This is a genomic window from Photobacterium sp. J15 (assembly GCF_963870815.1).
Taxonomy (GTDB): Bacteria; Pseudomonadota; Gammaproteobacteria; order Enterobacterales; family Vibrionaceae; genus Photobacterium; species Photobacterium marinum.
The window spans coordinates 224,880-242,371 of sequence record NZ_CAWMUI010000002.1 but is presented as its reverse complement, the minus strand read 5'-3'; the positions used below and the strand labels follow the sequence as shown (position 1 = coordinate 242,371).

Genomic DNA, 17,492 nt, shown 5'->3' with positions numbered 1-17,492 from the left:
TTAAGCCTATTTGTAAGACAAATAGGTGTGTGAATTTATGATTCAACAATAGAATCATCTAACCCTAAAGTGGTACCGCCATCAATGTTAATAACAAGAACTGCTCTTTAACTAATCACCTTTATTTCTGTTTAGTGACATAACTTTTAAGGAGCGCTGTTTTAAACAGTGAAGTCAGCTTCTGCTTTAATTAAAGCAAAACGCTTTTCAACTTGAATGGTCCGATGAGTTGGAGAATAATGAGTTTTTAGGTGTTCAAAAATCACTCAACACGGATGGAGAGTGCGACACGATGAAACTTCACCAAATAGAAGGCTATATCCAGTCGATATACCTGGCTGAGTATCCCAACCGATTATTACTTTTAGACGGCTGCAGCCGGGCTGATATTCCGGTAATAAAACAATTTATCCAGGACGAACTAAAAAGGCCGCTTACAGATCTAAAGTTAGTTGTTGTTACCCACATGCACCCAGATCATGCCGGTGCTGCACATCAGCTTCGCCAATTAACTGGCTGCCGCCTTGCTGCCGCTAATGTCGCCGGGCAATGGTATTCAGGGATTGATGGTAAGGTCATGCATATTACTGACATTCTGCTGGCCAAATGGGTTGCCAGGCGTATGAAAAAGCCGAAAGTCAAAATCTGGTATCCGTGCAACCTTAAACCCGATTTTATTCTTGATGATAAAGAGCCACTGCCCGGCTTTCCTGACTGGGTTGCATTATCAACCCAAGGCCACACTGACAGAGATTTATCCCTGTACCATGCCTCCACTAACCGGGTATATGTCGCCGATCTTATGGTTAAGGTCAAAGGTCGCTTTATCCCACCTTACCCAGTGTTCTATCCCAATCGATACAAATCCTCGCTGCACAAAGTCATTGAGCTCAAACCTGATTCAATCATTTTGGCTCATGGCGGAGAAGTTCAGCCATCTGAGCAGGAGTATAAATACCTGCTGGACAATGCACCTGAAATCCCAGTTACCCACTGGCGTTCAGTAAAAGCCAAGCTGAAAAAAGTACTCAAACCTGCTACTGACGCGTAATAAGAACTCAGAAAGACATAAAAAAGAGCTGCAATGATTAATTGCAGCTCTTCTACGTTATTTTAATTCTGATCTATGTATTAGCAGTCAGATTAAAAGTCACTTACGACAGAAAGGTAAACTTCGTCTTTACCCAGCTTACTGTCGAAACCATGACCGTAGCCGACAGTGATTGGTAACGTCAGGTTATAACCGAGTTTTGCCTCAAGGGTGATCTCAACACCGGCACCAGTCAGCTGTTTTCTGTCTTTTCCGGCATCCCATGCGGCACCGGAATCAACAAACACTGCACCGGATAAATCACCTAAACCAACCGGATAGAGTGACCAGTTTCGTTCAAAACGGTTCAGCCAGGTTTTCAGCTCAAGTCGCTGGGTCGCATAACGGTGACCGCGCTGAGCTGATTCATCGTAACCTCTTAGTGCCTGGGTATCCCGGCCAAACAATGGTGCTTCTTCCGACAAATCATTACCACCCAGACGGAAACTTTTGGCCTCATCATCAGCATAACCACCGGCCAGTCTTGCTGTCAGAGTTGTACGTCCCGGCAGATCCCAGGTAGCAACCCACTGCGCCTGATACTTCTGTCCATCATAATCACCATCGAAGACATCATTGGTTTCTGCCACCAAATCAACATAGTGCCCCCAACCAGTACCTGGCACATTCAGGTAGGCCTCTCGGTTATCAAAAGTGACAGCCAATCCCATCAGCGCTTCGTTAGTTTCACGGAAAGTTGTTGACGCAAAGTCTGGCTCTGAAACCAGACTTTCTTTGTCCAACACACCACCGGCATGAAGACTTAGCTGATCTTCGAAGGCATTGAAGATATGACTGCGTTGAAGCAACACAGAGTCTTCACGGGTAATGCGGTAATCCGTCCTGTTCCCCTGGGTAAACTTGTCAAAGTCATGGGTGCTTTCTAATGTCATCAACCAGCGGTTATCGTACTGGTAGAGAATATTCAGATCCGCGACTTCATTATCGACATCCCACGCTGCCAACACTTGATAATTATGGCGCCCCAAAGCATCAGCGCCGAATGTTGTTGCGCCGACCAATGTTCGGGTGTCATCGGCCTGCAGCACAGGAAGCCAGTTATGTGGGCGAAGTGTAGACCAAGGGCTATAAGCTTCTGGTTCACTTTTTTCTACACTATTTGGCGCAGCCGGCGGGAAGTCATAGCGTCCCTGATAAGCACTGACCTGCTGAGTCGATACCGCTTTGGGCTCCGCCAAGTGTCGTAGTTGGTAACCTTCACTCTCATACGCCTGATAGAACAGGCCTGCTCCCTGCTGCCATTCAGGCTGAAGTGCACCACCCAGCTCACGAGTCCACTGTTCCAGCTCACCACTTGCAATATCAAGTGCGTAAATATTGAAGATACCGTCATAATCGGCACTGAAAACTACACGGCCATCCGGTAAATATACCGGACTGTTTTCGGCAGCTTTGGTTTCAGTCACCTTAGTCCAGGTTTTGGTGGCCAGATCCAGCGTTTCCAGATCCCATCCCTGCTGTGGGCGTTTAACCGACGCCACTAATTCAGCGCCGTTCGGTGATATATCAAATGAGCCCAGAACCGTATCGGCATCACCCCGCCAAATACGAACAGCAGTATCTTTATTTTCAGCATTCAGCAGCCACAACTCACTAACGCCCCCTTCCTTGCGGCTGGCAATCAGCTGCTTACCATCAGGCATCCAGCGAACTTTGCGGAAACGCTGACGCTCTGTGAGTTGCTGCCAGTCACCATCACGGAAAAGGAAGATATCGTTGTAACCTCTGCCATCGGCATAATGGATCAAACGGGAAACGGCCAGACCGGACTGAGGATGAGAAGACATAGAAGTCACGCTCTTGCTCTCTGCCAACGGCTGCCAATTTTGATCTTGAAAATCAAAGGCTGAGATTTCCGGACGATCTTCACCGTTGTTGCGGTTAACCAGCAAGCCTTTTTCACTACTTGCCGTTACCTGAAGGAAAGGAGTCAGTTGCAGGTCTTCACCGGTAACAGCCTGAGCTTTCAACTGCGCCAGCTGTGGCTCAAACTCCGCTTTCAGGTATCCCTGAAAATCAAGCCAGAGTGTATCAAAGTCACGTCCGAACGCCCGCTTCGCGCTACGGTTGATCAAAAAATAAGGAATAATGCGTCTGCTGTAATCTTGCAAAAACAGCTGGATCTTCTCTTCGCCATAAGTATCTGACAGGTACTTCATAAAGTAAGCACCATACAGATACTGATAACCCAGCGGCCATTCGCGATCAGCAACAACAACCTCGTCAAGATCTTTTACCTCTCCGCTGGCAACTTCCATGCGCATTTCCATCGCATAGTTGCTGCTTTGCAGGCGCCCATAACCTAACTCTTCATTGGTTTCGAGATAAACAGCCAGCCCTTCCAACAACATTGAAGGCGTTAGCGCATGAGGGAAGAAGAATGCCTGACGGCCAAAAATAGACTGCAAGGTTTTAGGAACACCGGTAGACATTTCCATGTGCATGATATGAGCATATTCATGACGAATCAGCATATGCAGCCAATCATCATTGGTAGCCAGATCACCACCATCTTCGGGCGGACTCATAAACAAACGGATTTGTGCATAAGGAAGCGGTGTCGCCCAACCATTCGAGTAATCGAAATCATCAACCAATACCATCTCGGTACGATCTTGAGGTGCAGACTTAAAGAAAGGGAGCTGTTCGGTGCGAACGCGTTCCGCAATATCGAGCGCTTTGGTTGCCATTTGCTGATGTCCGTCAACAAAATGCACTGAGAAATGTTCTGATTCCTGGGTCAGCCAGTCTTTTCCGCTTTCGTCCCATGCTACTGGAGATGCAACTGCAGATGTTGCCGACAAACCAGCTGTTACAAGCAAACCAACCAAAGTCCGCTTGAGTGTATTCTTCTTCATTTTTTAAACCTTAAACTTATTACCAATAGTCCGGCATGAACGCGTAACCTTTACTTCGGACGGTAATGATTCTCCGTGGCTGAGAAGGCATATCACCTAATTTTTTCCGTAATGTCGCAATCTTATTGTCTACCGATCGATCAAAGCCATCATATTCAACACCTCGTAATACCTTGACCAGGTATTCACGAGACAACACTTCATCGGCCTTGGATGCCAGCAACCACAACAGATCGAATTCACTTGCGGTAAGCGAAATTACCTGTTCTTCCATCACACAGCTTTTTCGCTTGTTATTGAGCACTAGATTGCCACAAACCAATTTTTCATCACTGATCTGCACAACAGAATGCGACAACTTGTCATTCAAATTAGTCAACGGAGCATCCGACTGCATCCGGCGAAGCAACATACGGATTCGTGCCAGCAGTACCCTCATCGAAATTGATTGCTGAATGAAATCATCAGCACCAAGCTCCAACGCAGCGACATGCTCGATATCATCAGCCAGAGGCGTTAGAAAAAGGAGTTTACTCTTTACCCTTGGACGAAGCTGACGACATAGCCCTAAGCCATCACTACTGGGACAAGACAAACTGATTATCACCAAGTCAGGCTGAGAATCACAAACCAGAGACGTCGCAGAAGCCTCATCTGAAAGCGTCACATCATAACCATGCTCTGTCAGATATGACTGATGCTTTTCCCTCAGATCTGGATTGTCTTCCACCAATATTATTTTTGTCATTCTGAATTCAATAAATTGAACAATGTGCAATATTGGCGCTTATATTACTCTTATTTTTCTGCTTGTAAATTATGACGAAGGAATACAAGGCAATTACAAAGTAATGATTTGTAAGGGCGAGTGATTTCAATCAAAAAATGAGCATCAACTTGCTTAAAACAAATTAAAGACATACGAAAAAGCCCCTGTCTTTCGACAAGGGCTTTAATCAGTGACGGAGCGGACGGGACTCAACGCACACGGCCAGTGCCGCGACCAAGAGAACGTAGGGCTCTCGGGAGCGGAAACCACATACGAAAAAGCCCCTGTCTTTCGACAGGGGCTCTAATCAGTGGCGGAGCGAACGGGACTCAACGCGCACGGCCAGTGTCGCGACCAAGAGACCGTAGGACTCTCGGAAGCGGAAACCACATACGAAAAAGCCCCTGTCTTTCGACAGGGGCTCTAATCAGTGGCGGAGCGGACGGGACTCGAACCCGCGACCCCCGGCGTGACAGGCCGGTATTCTAACCAACTGAACTACCGCTCCAATTCTGTATGAAGCCCGGCTTTCGCCCAACTTCTAGAATGTGGCGGAGAGATAGGGATTTGAACCCTAGATACGCTACAAACGTATGCCGGTTTTCAAGACCGGTGCTTTCAACCACTCAGCCATCTCTCCGTAAGTGCGGCGAATAATACACAGCACTTTTATTACTGTAAAGCCCCTGACTGCTCAACCGCTCAACATTCGTTCAAAACCATGCGTTTTTTGATTGTTTTGAATAAAAACAAAGCGAAATCAAGAACATTAAGCAATTTTAAACATCATCTTCAGGCATCAGAACAGCTTCAAAGCGTTCACTGTGATTGAGCATATCCAACAATGTCTTATCAACTACGGATTTGTCCAACTGTTCATTCAGCTTTTCCTGCGCATAAATTTCAGTCGGCACACCGTAACGAGCATAGCTCTGGCTAATCACATCCAGCCAGCCTAGGTTAGATTTAACCAAGCGCTGATAACGATCTTTGCGTTGATTTTTGATGTTATCCAATCCTTGCTCTGAGACACCGTTCTCTTTTACCTTTGCCAACACTTTGTCTGTCAGGTTAATCAGTTCATCTACCCTTTCCGGCGCGCAGTTGAAGCTGATTCGACCAATCGCGTATCCATCATTAGGTTCCTGCCAGAACCAGCTGCTAACACCATAAACGCCCGACGCTTCTTCACGTAATACCTGACGCAGTTCCTGCTGAACCAGTTCACCGGCCACATCAAGCTGATAGTTTTTTTGCAGGCTCCATGGCGTCTTCCAACTCAGGTAAATCTCAACTTCTGAGCTCGGTTCTCTGTTTTGCTTCACCACCAAACGTTCATCCGGCGAGGCAACTTCAAACTGACGCATCTGACGCTGCTGTTTTTTCACTGGCAGCGATGCCAGATAGCGTTTCACTTTCGGCAGAAGAATACTCTCTTTGATATCGCCCACAATGTAGTAGGTATAATCTGTTTTCGACAAAACATACTGGCGATAAGCATCAATCAGGCTCTGAGTATCAACAGAGTCCACCGCCTGCATAGTCAGACTGTAAACTGTCGGCTGCTGAGGAAAGCGAACAGCAGAGACTTTACGGGCAAAAACATCTTCAGCATCACGGGTGGCTTCAGACAAACGACGAATCATATCTCGCTTGTATTCTGCAACGATTTCGTCCGTAACCACGACGTCTTCATGCTTAAGGCGGAACAACTTAAACAAAGTATCAATGTCATTACTCCTGCTCCAGCCAGAAAAGCCCTGTTCGTAATCATCCAGAATAGTAGTAAAGGCAATCGGGCGCCCATCCATGATGGTTCGAAGCTCTTTACGGCTCAGAGAACCCATCCCGTATTCATCGATCACTTCCGCGGCAATCTTAACTTTCGAGTAATCTTCGGCAGGAACAGACATCAAACCGCCTGCGGTGTACATTTTGAAATGCACTTCATTAGGCGTGGTATCGCTGTAGTTATAAATCAGTTTTGAACCATTACTAAGTCGGTATTCTTTAATCCCCAACTCAGGCCACTCTTTCTCCAGCGTCAGATCACCGGCTTTACTCGGTGGTTCCGGCAGTTCAGCGGTTACTGTTTCCACCTGATACTTCGGCTGAGGCTTATTCATGGCTGCTTGCCATAACTGCTCTGCTGTTTCAGTTGTCAGCGTCGGTTTAATGACCCCATTCGGGTGAGTCAGCATTAACATTCTCGCCTGCGGCTTAATCAACTCAGTAAAGGCCGCATTAACCTGCTCAAGTGTGACATCTTTAAGCAAGGACTGATTGATCTTAAGCAGCACCTCATCATTCATAATCAACTGACCTGTAGCCGCACTGTCAACCATATCGCTGGCCAGGTCGATGCTGTATGGCGACTCCATTGATTTTGCACGACGAGTAAGGATCGCATCAATGCGCTCACGCTCAGCTTCAAATTCTGAAGCTAAGAATCCATGCTGTTTGATCTGAGCCAACACCGAAAACAATTGCTCAGCGGCTTGTTCAAACTTTGGTTCAGAAAGCTGCAGCGAAAAAAGATCCTGCGACGTTTCACGGCCAAGGCTGGTAGAAAAATAAGTGGCGCTGTTAATCAGCCCAGTTTGTTTCTCCTGCCATTCCTGGAAACGAATATTTAGCAGCTTGGTCGCAATGTTTTTGATAAAGCTTTGCTTATAAGCAGAAAAAGAGTTGTCCTCCTGATATGGCTTCAGAAAACTAAACTCGAACGACGAATCTGCCCGGCTGGCTTCTGTTACTGATGCAACACGTAATTTATCCGAAATAGGCACTGAGTAATCAATCGGATCCATCGGCTTTTCAGGCTGCTTCAGATATGCAAACTTCTCACTAATTTGCTGCTTAATCCGGCTTGCATCGACATCACCGGCAATGACCAGCGACATATTATCCGCGCGATACCAACGGTAATAGAAATCAGCAACTCGCTCTACGGATACATTTTTGATTGAGTAAACACTGCCAATAGGATCACGTGTAACATAACGAGAACCGGCCATTTCGACGGCAGACTTCTTATCACCTAGACGCAATTGCGGGCCAAGCCGGCTACGCCATTCTTCTAGCACAACACCGCGTTCTGCTTCCAAATCCGCTTTGTGAAATGTCACTCTGCCGGTCCAATCAGCCACGATATCCAGAGCTAAATTAATTAGATCCGGTTCATTATTCGGCAGGTTGAGAATATAAACTGTGTTCTCGAAGTCCGTGAACGCATTAATATCGACACCGAACTTCATTCCCATTTTTTCCAGCTCATCAATCAAACTGTTACCCGGATAATTTTCAGTGCCGTTAAAAGCCATATGCTCTACGATGTGAGCGACACCGCTCTGATCATCATCTTCATTCATCGAGCCAGCATTCACGACCAAGCGAATATACACCCGATCGGATGGTTTGCTGTTGGGTGCCAGAAAATACTTAAAACCATTTTCAAGCTGGCCCTTTTCGACCAGCTTGTTATAAGGCAACTGTGCATACTGAGTGCTGACACTGGCGCAAGAAAGCAGCGAAAAACTCAATACCAGACACAATAATTTCTTTAACATATGACTTCCTTCACCAGCTGATTTGTTTGCTTACATACCATCAGATGGTGTTCATGCCAGTTCACTGAGTTTGAACGGTGACTGATTGAAATAACTCGGGTTTTACTCATTTTTTCTTTCAACAGGACATAAATTGCCTGTTCACTTTGTTCATCAACAGCAGAAAGCGCTTCATCCAGGAATAGCCACTCCGGCTGATGTACCAACGCGCGGGCAATCATGACTCGCTGTAACTCACCACCAGACAGGCGATGCTGCCATGTATCGCTGGTATCAAGATCCGCCAATTCATTCAGACCAACAGCGGTAAGGGCATCCATATAAATTTCATCGGTCCACTTGCCAGATTCATATGGATAGCTGAGCACTTCTCGCATTGATGCGTGAGGGAGATAGCCACGCTGAGGAATGAACATACAATCGCTGCCTTGCGGCATGACAATTTGCCCTTTTTCACAAGGCCAAAGCCCGGCAAGCGTTCGGAACAGAGTACTTTTACCGCAACCAGACGGGCCGCTAATCATGGTATTAACTTCTAGGGCACCAGTGCCTGCATCAAATAACACTTCATCCTGCGGATTAATAACTGTCAGGTTGCTCCAGCCCGGCGCCTCACCTTGTTCAATTGCAGATGCAGGACCCGAAAGTTGCTCCAATTGAACATGGAAATTAATCAGTCGATCAGTCACAGCTTTCCATTCAGCAACAGATTCATAAGAATCAACAAACCAGCTGAAAGCTTCCTGCACACGATAGAAACCGGTAGCCGTTTGCATCATATCGCCCAACTGAAGCGCACCACTCATCAAGCGAGGAGCCGCAACCAGGTACGGGAAAATACGGGCAACTTCGTTATAACCACTATTAAAAGCGTTATAGCGCAACTTCATCATGGTCAGTTGTTGCCAGTTCTCCCAAACACGTTCAAACAAACCACCAGCACGCTTACGTTCCGCTTCTTCACCACTTTGCAAAGTAATGGATTCAGCATGTTCACGAACACGCATTAAATGAAAACGGAAATTAGCCTCGTGCCTTTCCTGTTCGAAGTTCAGTTTAGTCAGTGGTTTTGCCACCTTATGGGTCAGCCAGGTGCCGACAATGGAATACAGAATTGCCACCCAAACCATATAGCCGGGAATAACCCACTCACTGCCAGCAAATTCAAATTCGAGCTGACCTGAAAGGTTCCACAGAATAACCACAAAAGAGAACAAGCTGGTTACGGTACGTAGCAATCCCAACCCCATTCTCAATGTGCTGTCACAGAACTCTTTAATATCATTCGTTACCCGTTGATCCGGGTTATCAATTGCACCTTTCTGTGCCTGATGACGGAATAAACGGTTATTCTGAAGCCATTGAGTTAAATATGCGTCTGTTAACCAACGGCGCCAACGAATACGCAGCGTTCGGCGCAGGTAATCTTCACCTAAATCAACTAAGGTAAAGATCCCCATAATCCATACAAAATTACCCAAAAGCGGCCAGAAATTATGCCACTCTTTATTTTGCATCAAATTAAAAAAGTCCCGGTTCCAGTCACTGTATAAAACAGCCAACTGAACCGTACCGAAATTAAGGGCAATAATGGTTACAAGTAAAATACGCGCCAGCCATTTTTCCTGACTTTTCCAATAAGGCGACGCTAAATTCCACACCTGCAGTAAAAAATGCCGATTAGTAAGTGAAATTAAATTATTCAGCTGCATAAATTCAGCTCCAGATAAAAACGACAATAAGCTCTGCACAATAATGTGCAGAGCTAAGAGTTATTAATTAATAAGATTAGTTAAAAGTTATAACCGACTTCCAGCCATAGCTGACGACCCGGTGAATACAGACCGAAATCATTACCACTGTTAACTTGAGTACCAAAGCGGCGAGTCTCGTTCAATACATTCAACAAGTCAGCCTGGAAGTAGATATCCTGATTACCCCATGTTGATGGCTGCCAACGAAGTTGTGTATCCCACTGAGTATGTACATCGTAGTCGTAACTCTTATACATACTTTCGCCCAGTGCATTGTCATCAATGTAGTCGTACCCCTGAACCGGTGCTTTCACGTATATTTTGTTGCTCCAGGTTAGATCGTAATCAGGCAATTTCATATCCAAGCCAAGGCGAATATTCCATTCCTCCTGGCTACTGTTTACTTTCGCTTCCATTTCGCGCAACGTCATCTGCTTGCCATCAAGATAGACAAGCTCATTAGGATTCTGACTAGCGCCAAGATCATCACGATCTGTGTCTAACCAATCAAAGCCTAATATGGTGTTCCACAGCGTGGGACCAACAACCCATGGCTGAATATTGCTAATTTGGAGCGTGTAAACATTCGCAGCATAATCGTTACCATTGATGTATTCATCAACCGGGGAAGATTGAAGTTTACGGTGGATAATACGGTCTTTATATTCACGCCAGATATAACGAGCAGAAATCGTAAAGTTCCCGGTATTTTGATCTACGCCAATTGTCAATTCATTTGAATACGGTGTATCTATGTTATCAATAGATTTAAAATCACGGGAATCGTCCTTATTTAACTTAGCAACGTCTTTTGCCAGTTTCATTGCACCGAAAGAACGACCATAGTAACGGTTAGCACCAGCGACAAATCGGGTATTATCCAGCGCCTGCCAAGATGCTGAAAAACGTGGTGCAACATTAAGGTTCTTCAGATAATCATCTTGTTCAACACGTATACCTGGACGCAGAGAAACATCTCCAATTGTCATCGAATCATCAAGATATAACGCATAATTGGTATAATCCGTTTTAACTGTACCTTTAAGCGCTGTATGTCTCTTCTCATTTAAGAAAGGCATTTCATTAAAGATTGTTGTTGAATGCACATCTGTAAAACGCTCGAAATGATAATCCGTTTTTTTCACAGACACACCTGAGCTGATACGGTGAGCCATGCCTAAGAACCTTAACGGGCTTGATTTATAATCAACTTTTACACCCACATTTTGCTGAGCTAACTCACTGTCACCATAACCGCCGTCAATATATGGGTCATTCTCCCAGTCAATATATGTCGTTGTTACACTCGCACTGTTTGATTTTCGGTTGTCATTAAAAGTGTCATACGACGCCAGCGCTGTCACAGTACCATTCAGCGCAGCCTGCTCCCAACTAAGCGTTGCACCATAAGCACGGTGTTGATCGACAAAGTTATTCTGTACAATATCACCATAAAATTGCCCTGACTCATACGAAGAATAACGCAGGCTCAAATCCAGCTTCTTCTCAGCATTTGGCTGCCAGCGGAAGTTTGCCATCACATTATCAATATTACGTGTTTGATCCTGCTCATCAATCTTACCTTTCTCATCAACAACACGTTTCTGAGTAATATCGGATTCACGGCGGCTGGCACCAATAACCATACCTAACTCATCAGTTAAACCTTGCTCAACAACAACGTTAACAAAGTCTTTCTGATACTTTGGCTGAAATTCCGCGTTGGAGCTCCCTGCAGCTACCTGTGCTTTTTCATACTGTTCACGAATGTTCTCATCAACAGTCATTTTAGCCATACGATGATTTGTGGTTCGATAGTTAACACCAACGCGATCCACACCAGAATAGAACAAACTATCAGCAACAATTGCACCACCAGTAAAGCCACCCAAACTTGCAGGCACATTACTGTCATATACAGTGACACTGCCAATCATTGACGAATCATAGAAGTATGCCTGCTCTGAACTTAAGCCTGGCATCACCCCCGCCGTGCCATCGCCATACAAAATACCGGTTGGATCGATGTCGTTATTAATATCAACACCATCGACCATATAAGCAGTTTGCTGATTTGGAGCACCATTAATCGAAACACCAGCAGGCTTAATTTCACCGTTCTGGAAACCATTTTCAGTATCTTTTTCAAAGCGCACGTTCACATGCGATTTTAATAGATCCGTCATATTACCGTTGCCATCTGGCGTATTTTGGATGGCTTCACGATCAATTACTGTTTTTGAAGTAAGTCCGTCATCAGCCTGATCGACGACAACTACCTCTTGTGTCTCTTCTACGAGGTGTTCGTTACTCTCTACGTCAGATGCTGCGTAAACAGAAGTCGCAGCAAAACCTGTCGCAGCCATCCCTGCTGTTAACAGAATGTCTTGGATTTTTATTATTTTCATAACAATATCTGGTTGTTTGATAATCAGAACTCTTAAGGCGGAGGATGCTAACAGTTAAAACCGCTAGTGTAAATGATAATTGCTATCACTATCATTTAAATGTATATTCCTGCTCCATCTCTGTTTCTTGAAAAATAACCATATGAAAATAAACCCTTTGCAGTGCTGGATGCTGTTGAGCCTGATAGCGGTTACTTCGGTAACACACGCTGAATCTCACCTTGAACCTGTGATGAAATCGCAAAAAAAAGCGATGAATTCCGCGATAGAAACACACGCAAAAATCGAAGCTATTGATGATGAGACTGACGCGCTATTGCAGGAATACCAAAATCTACTCAGGGAAAGTGCGCTAACAAAAAAATATAACCAAAACCTGTCTGCGCAGGTTCAGGAACAGGAAAAACAAAAACAACAGTTAACAGAGCAGCGAGCAGCTCTGGCCAAGGTTCGTCAACAGCTTGTGCCACAAATGGAAAACATGATCGACGTTCTTGAACAATTCGTCGCTAATGACATGCCTTTTCTTTGGCAAGAGCGTCAGGCAAGAGTTAAAGAGTTACAAAAACTGCTTAGTAATCCTACTCTGGATACCAATAACAAATTCCGACGTATTCTAGAAGCTTATCAAATTGAAACGGAATACGGCTCAACTATTGAGAGCTGGGAAGCACCGCTGCCATTCAGTAATTCACCGACATTAATGCACCAGCTCAGAATTGGTCGCCTTGCTCTTTATTACCTGACACCCGATCAACAACAAGGTGGAATGTGGAATAAGCAATCCCGCACATGGAAGCCTCTAAATGAAGAAGCGCTACAAGAAGTCAGCACAGCAATAAAACTGGCCGAACAACAGATTTCACCTCAACTTCTTTCACTTCCGGTTTATCGAGCAAACTAATGAGAAAAGTCATTATTTTTATGATCAGTGTCCTGATCACAAATACTGGTTACAGCAATGAACTTGATAACCTGTTGGAGCGAGTCCGACAGGGCTACCAGCAAGATATCACCCTCGATAATGCGCAGTTGGAACAATTTAAAAAACTACATACAAAACAAGCTGAAACAACTAAAGCAGCAAAAATTCAGCTGAACACACTAAATAAACAAACGGATTTACTACTGGCAAAGATAGATAATAACCACAAAGAAATCGAAGTCTTGACCCAAAAGCTTGCAGAAGAAAGTGCAGATCTTCAGCAGCTTTTTAAACAACTTCAGTCAGCCGCTTCGGATCTTGACCACTTTGCATCTAACTCTATGCTTTCCGCACAGTTTCCTGATGATAAGCTGCGAATTTCACCATTATTGGATAATAAACATCAGCCGACTGACACTGATATCCAGAACCTTTGGACAGGCTATATGCTTCAAATGGTGGAAAGTGGAAAAATTACGAAATTCAACACTTCTGTTGTGCAACCAAACGGCGTAATAGAACAAAACGAAGTTACCCGAATCGGTACATTTACAGCTTTTACTCAGCAAGGTTATGTGCGCTATCTTGGTGAAAACAGTGCATTCATATTGCTTCCACACCAACCGCAAGGGGAGCCACTGGACAACCTGGCACAATTTGAACAAACCAATAACGAGTCGGTTACCGCAACCATTGACCCATCAAGGGGTGCATTGCTAGCTATTGCCGGTGAACAGCCGGATAACTGGCAGCGTGTAAAGCAAGCAGGGATCGTTGGCTACCTGATTCTGCTGGTTGGGTTTGCAGGCCTTGTTATTGCTCTTATCCAAGGCATCCGGTTATTCCGTCAGAGTAAACAAATCGAAAACCAGCGTTTAAATCTGGCAGCACCCGGCGATAACCCTCTGGGCAGAATGCTTAAAATCGGCAACAAAGCTAATGTGTGTGCCGATCAGCTCAGTCGCCTGCTAGATGAAGTGATTCTTGGCGAGATTCCTAAACTTAAGAAAGGCCTTCCTACACTGGCTGTTCTGGCAGGAATTGCACCATTACTTGGGCTTTTGGGGACAGTTTCCGGCATGATTGAAACATTTCAGGCCATCACCGCATTTGGTAACGGCAGCCCAAAAATTCTGTCATCCGGTATTTCCCAAGCCTTGCTGACGACAGCACTCGGCCTTGTTGTCTCGATCCCGCTGGTGTTGATTCACTGCTTCCTTAACAGCAGGAGCAACACCCTGATCCACATTCTTGAGCATCAGGGAGCAGGACTGATCGCGATTCGGGAAATGGATGAAAATCATGATCTATGATGCTTTCGAGATCAATGAGGCATTTGGCCACTTCATCAGAACTAATGTAATTTTCTGGCTGATTATGATGGTGTCATGTGTGATGTGGTACTTAATCGGTACCGCTTTTTTCACCCAAAACCACCACCGTAAAGAGCTACTTAAGACATACTCTGATGTCTGGCTGAAATTGGAACAAAAACAACGAGCGAACGAGGGCAGCAGAAGCTGCCTCGTCAGCATGTTTTCCCAACAGATGTTCGCTCATCAGATGATGATTAACACCCTGTCAAAGATATTACCTTTACTTGGTTTACTTGGAACCGTTAACGGCATGATTGATACATTTCAGGCCATGACCGCAGAGACAGGCAGTTTTCTTGCCTTTTCAACGGGGATCGCCAGTGCTCTACTGACAACACTGGCCGGTCTGGTGACTTCATTATCAGGCGTATTTTTTCATCACAGGTTAAGCCAGCGCGCTCATAAGTTTTCACTGGCCTTTTCACAGCAATTATCCCGGGTATAACCGATGCGTAATTACCATTCGACCGACAATCAGGAATCGATTGATATCAATATGACACCACTGATCGACATGGTGTTTATTCTGCTGATTTTCTTCCTCGTCAGTGCTTCCTTTACCAAACTCAACAGCATTGATGTTAACCGTCCTGACAGCAGTGTCAGCGACTCTCATCCGGCGGCAAAAAATGTTGTCGTTTCTATCGATCAGGAAGGCATTATCTGGCTGGATAAAAAGCCAATTGATATTCGCTTCGTCAAAAGTGAAATCAAAACCCGTGTGATGCAAAGCGAGCAGCTTTCAGTGGTGATAAATGCAGACAACAATGTCCCAACAGGCAGATTAATTGAAACATTGGATCAGGTTCGCCTGGCAGGAGTCAGCAATGTCGCCGTTGCTACCAACAAGAAAATCTAACCATCACCTGATGGGGGCAATACTGGCCCTAGTTGTTAATACATGCCTGATTATGGTCATGAATTCATTGATCTGGGGTGAGCCGGTTAAGTCAGATAACCACGATATGCGGCTTTCTTTCCGGCAATTTCGCTCAATGGATGAGCCCAAACAACCAGAAGAACCGACTGAACTGGCACACACAACTGAGCAACCGGCCATCAGCAAGTTACCCATGCCTGAAATCAATCTGTCAGTAAGCAAAATCAGCCCAGTACAAGCGATAAGTTTACCGGCAATGACAGCGACTGAATTCAGTATTGAACCTTCACTGACAAAACTGGATCTCACGCTGGCAAATTCGAACAGTTCAGTCAAAGCCAATATGGCCAGCGGTCTGATTTCCGCTACTCCCGTTTTTCAGCTGCCACCTCAGTATCCACCCAGGGCTAAACAGTTAGGGATTGAAGGTGAGGTTATCCTGCACCTGTTCATTAAAGAAGATGGCAAGGTATCAAAAATCAAAGTGATATCAGAAAACCCGATTGGTGTGTTTGCTCAATCAGCTAAAAGGGCGGCTTACCGTTGGCGTTTTCAGCCACCAGCAGCCGGGCAATCCCCGTGGCAACAGTTAAAAATCAGCTATGAACTTAAAAAATAAAATCTGCGCTCTGGTTCTGGTTATGAGCGCATTTCACGTTAATGCGATTGAAGTTTCACCAGAGATCTATCAATCGTATCAGCGGATACAGAATGCTATCGGCAACTCTCCGGAGAGAGCTATTCCTGAAGTCATTCAGTTTTACAAGTACGCTCAAAATCAGTCCGATACAGTCAAGCTGTTAGCCGGCAACCTGTACCTGGATAACTGTATGAGGTTAAAAGACTATCCGTGTGCGCTGCAACGGATTCAGGAAATCATACAACTTGAACTGACAACGGAGCAGGTACTCAATTTTAATTTGTTGGGTGCGCAATTAAGCTACCAACAAAGCAAGTACCCGCTCACCAGCCAGTTTCTGCGAAACTGGCTTCCTGCGGCAAAAGCGCAGTTAAAGACTCTCATGCAAGAACAATCGGAAAAAGTCAGTAGTATCCAAACACAGCTGGCCAATAACTACATTTTTTCAGCTCATGCTTATTTGCAACAGGAAAAAACTAAGCTTGCCATTCGTGATGTTCTAGATGCAATGAATATAGAACAGAGAGGAGAAAATGATTATCGCCTCCTGCTTTCTCTGTATGAGAAATCAGAACAAAAAGACAAAGCCAGAGCGTTATTAATCACAATGACCAAGCTATTCCCGGCTAATGGCAATTACTGGGAGCGTCTTGGCTATAACTACCTTGAAAACCAACAGGCAAAAGAAGCTCTGAAGGTTCTGGGCGCAGCATACCACGCAGAAATATTGCCAGATCGTTCATGGATATTACTGGCACAACTCTATATGAATCAGTCTGCGCCCCATAAAGCGATACCAATACTGGAGCGAGGGCTGAAAGAACAAAAAATCAGTGATCACAAAGCACTATATAAATTGCTGACTAATGCCAACCTGCTTGGGCGCGATCATATTGCTGCACTGAAAACCTTCAGTGAAATGGAAAAGCACCAACCATTAACTACAGCCCAAATGATTCAGAAAGCGCAAATCGCATTCCGTCTTGGCAAATGGCGCCCGGCACGCCATGTTCTGACAACTTTGGTAGATGATACCCCTGATAATGCTCAGTGGCGTTTTATGCTGGCTATCAGCTTATATGAGCTGGGTAACTATCAGGAATCTATTAAACAGCTTCGCCTAATCAAAGCACCGGAATATGGCGTGATTGTCCAACAATGGCTAAAACAAATTGACTATTTGGCCAGTTAAAACTTGAGAC

Annotated in this window: 12 protein-coding genes and 2 tRNA genes; 7 read left to right on the top strand and 7 right to left on the bottom strand. The window is 45.1% G+C overall.

What is annotated here, in order from left to right:
• Positions 1–292: 292 nt before the first annotated feature.
• Positions 293–1,051, top strand: a complete 759-nt coding sequence (locus AACQ93_RS17930) for an MBL fold metallo-hydrolase (protein WP_064607348.1) — start codon at positions 293–295, stop codon at positions 1,049–1,051.
• A 92-nt stretch (positions 1,052–1,143) separates the two neighbouring features.
• Here the strand turns inward: AACQ93_RS17930 and AACQ93_RS17925 are convergent, their stop codons facing one another.
• From AACQ93_RS17925 to AACQ93_RS17895, 7 genes are all read right to left on the bottom strand, one after another.
• A complete protein-coding gene (locus tag AACQ93_RS17925; RefSeq protein ID WP_064607345.1) occupies positions 1,144–3,969 on the bottom strand; it encodes a hypothetical protein in 2,826 nt (941 codons plus the stop codon).
• A 19-nt stretch (positions 3,970–3,988) separates the two neighbouring features.
• A complete protein-coding gene (locus tag AACQ93_RS17920) occupies positions 3,989–4,717 on the bottom strand; it encodes a winged helix-turn-helix domain-containing protein (RefSeq protein WP_064607342.1) in 729 nt (242 codons plus the stop codon).
• A gap of 452 nt (positions 4,718–5,169) precedes the next feature.
• Positions 5,170–5,246 (bottom strand) — tRNA-Asp (locus AACQ93_RS17915).
• Between the two features lie 41 nt (positions 5,247–5,287).
• Positions 5,288–5,378: transfer RNA gene (locus AACQ93_RS17910), tRNA-Ser, on the bottom strand.
• Between the two features lie 139 nt (positions 5,379–5,517).
• Entirely contained in the window at positions 5,518–8,307 is a 2,790-nt protein-coding gene (locus AACQ93_RS17905; protein WP_064607339.1) for a M16 family metallopeptidase, read from the bottom strand.
• On the bottom strand, positions 8,301–10,019 hold the full coding sequence (locus tag AACQ93_RS17900; RefSeq protein ID WP_064607336.1) for an ABC transporter ATP-binding protein/permease: 1,719 nt from the start codon (positions 10,017–10,019) through the stop codon (positions 8,301–8,303). The genes AACQ93_RS17905 and AACQ93_RS17900 overlap by 7 nt, the downstream gene beginning before the upstream one ends.
• Before the next feature lie 80 nt (positions 10,020–10,099).
• On the bottom strand, positions 10,100–12,469 hold the full coding sequence (locus tag AACQ93_RS17895; protein WP_064607333.1) for a TonB-dependent receptor plug domain-containing protein: 2,370 nt from the start codon (positions 12,467–12,469) through the stop codon (positions 10,100–10,102).
• A gap of 142 nt (positions 12,470–12,611) precedes the next feature.
• On the opposite strand from AACQ93_RS17895, the gene AACQ93_RS17890 reads away from it, so the two are divergent.
• The 6 genes from AACQ93_RS17890 to AACQ93_RS17865 are packed head-to-tail and all read left to right on the top strand — an operon-like array spanning position 12,612 to position 17,482.
• The gene (locus AACQ93_RS17890; protein WP_084419295.1) at positions 12,612–13,373 is read left to right on the top strand and encodes a DUF3450 domain-containing protein; all 762 of its coding nucleotides are present in this window, start codon (positions 12,612–12,614) and stop codon (positions 13,371–13,373) included.
• The gene (locus AACQ93_RS17885) at positions 13,373–14,707 is read left to right on the top strand and encodes a MotA/TolQ/ExbB proton channel family protein (RefSeq protein ID WP_064607328.1); all 1,335 of its coding nucleotides are present in this window, start codon (positions 13,373–13,375) and stop codon (positions 14,705–14,707) included. Before AACQ93_RS17890 ends, AACQ93_RS17885 begins: the two co-directional genes overlap by 1 nt.
• Positions 14,688–15,215 carry a MotA/TolQ/ExbB proton channel family protein gene (locus AACQ93_RS17880; RefSeq protein WP_084419292.1) on the top strand — a complete coding sequence of 176 codons (528 nt, stop codon included), beginning with the start codon at positions 14,688–14,690 and terminating at the stop codon, positions 15,213–15,215. Before AACQ93_RS17885 ends, AACQ93_RS17880 begins: the two co-directional genes overlap by 20 nt.
• Before the next feature lie 3 nt (positions 15,216–15,218).
• The gene (locus tag AACQ93_RS17875) at positions 15,219–15,629 is read left to right on the top strand and encodes an ExbD/TolR family protein (RefSeq protein WP_064607324.1); all 411 of its coding nucleotides are present in this window, start codon (positions 15,219–15,221) and stop codon (positions 15,627–15,629) included.
• A complete protein-coding gene (locus AACQ93_RS17870) occupies positions 15,598–16,269 on the top strand; it encodes an energy transducer TonB (RefSeq protein WP_064607323.1) in 672 nt (223 codons plus the stop codon). The genes AACQ93_RS17875 and AACQ93_RS17870 overlap by 32 nt, the downstream gene beginning before the upstream one ends.
• 22 nt (positions 16,270–16,291) lie before the next feature.
• On the top strand, positions 16,292–17,482 hold the full coding sequence (locus AACQ93_RS17865) for a tetratricopeptide repeat protein (protein WP_198160188.1): 1,191 nt from the start codon (positions 16,292–16,294) through the stop codon (positions 17,480–17,482).
• The last annotated feature ends 10 nt before the right edge of the window (positions 17,483–17,492 follow it).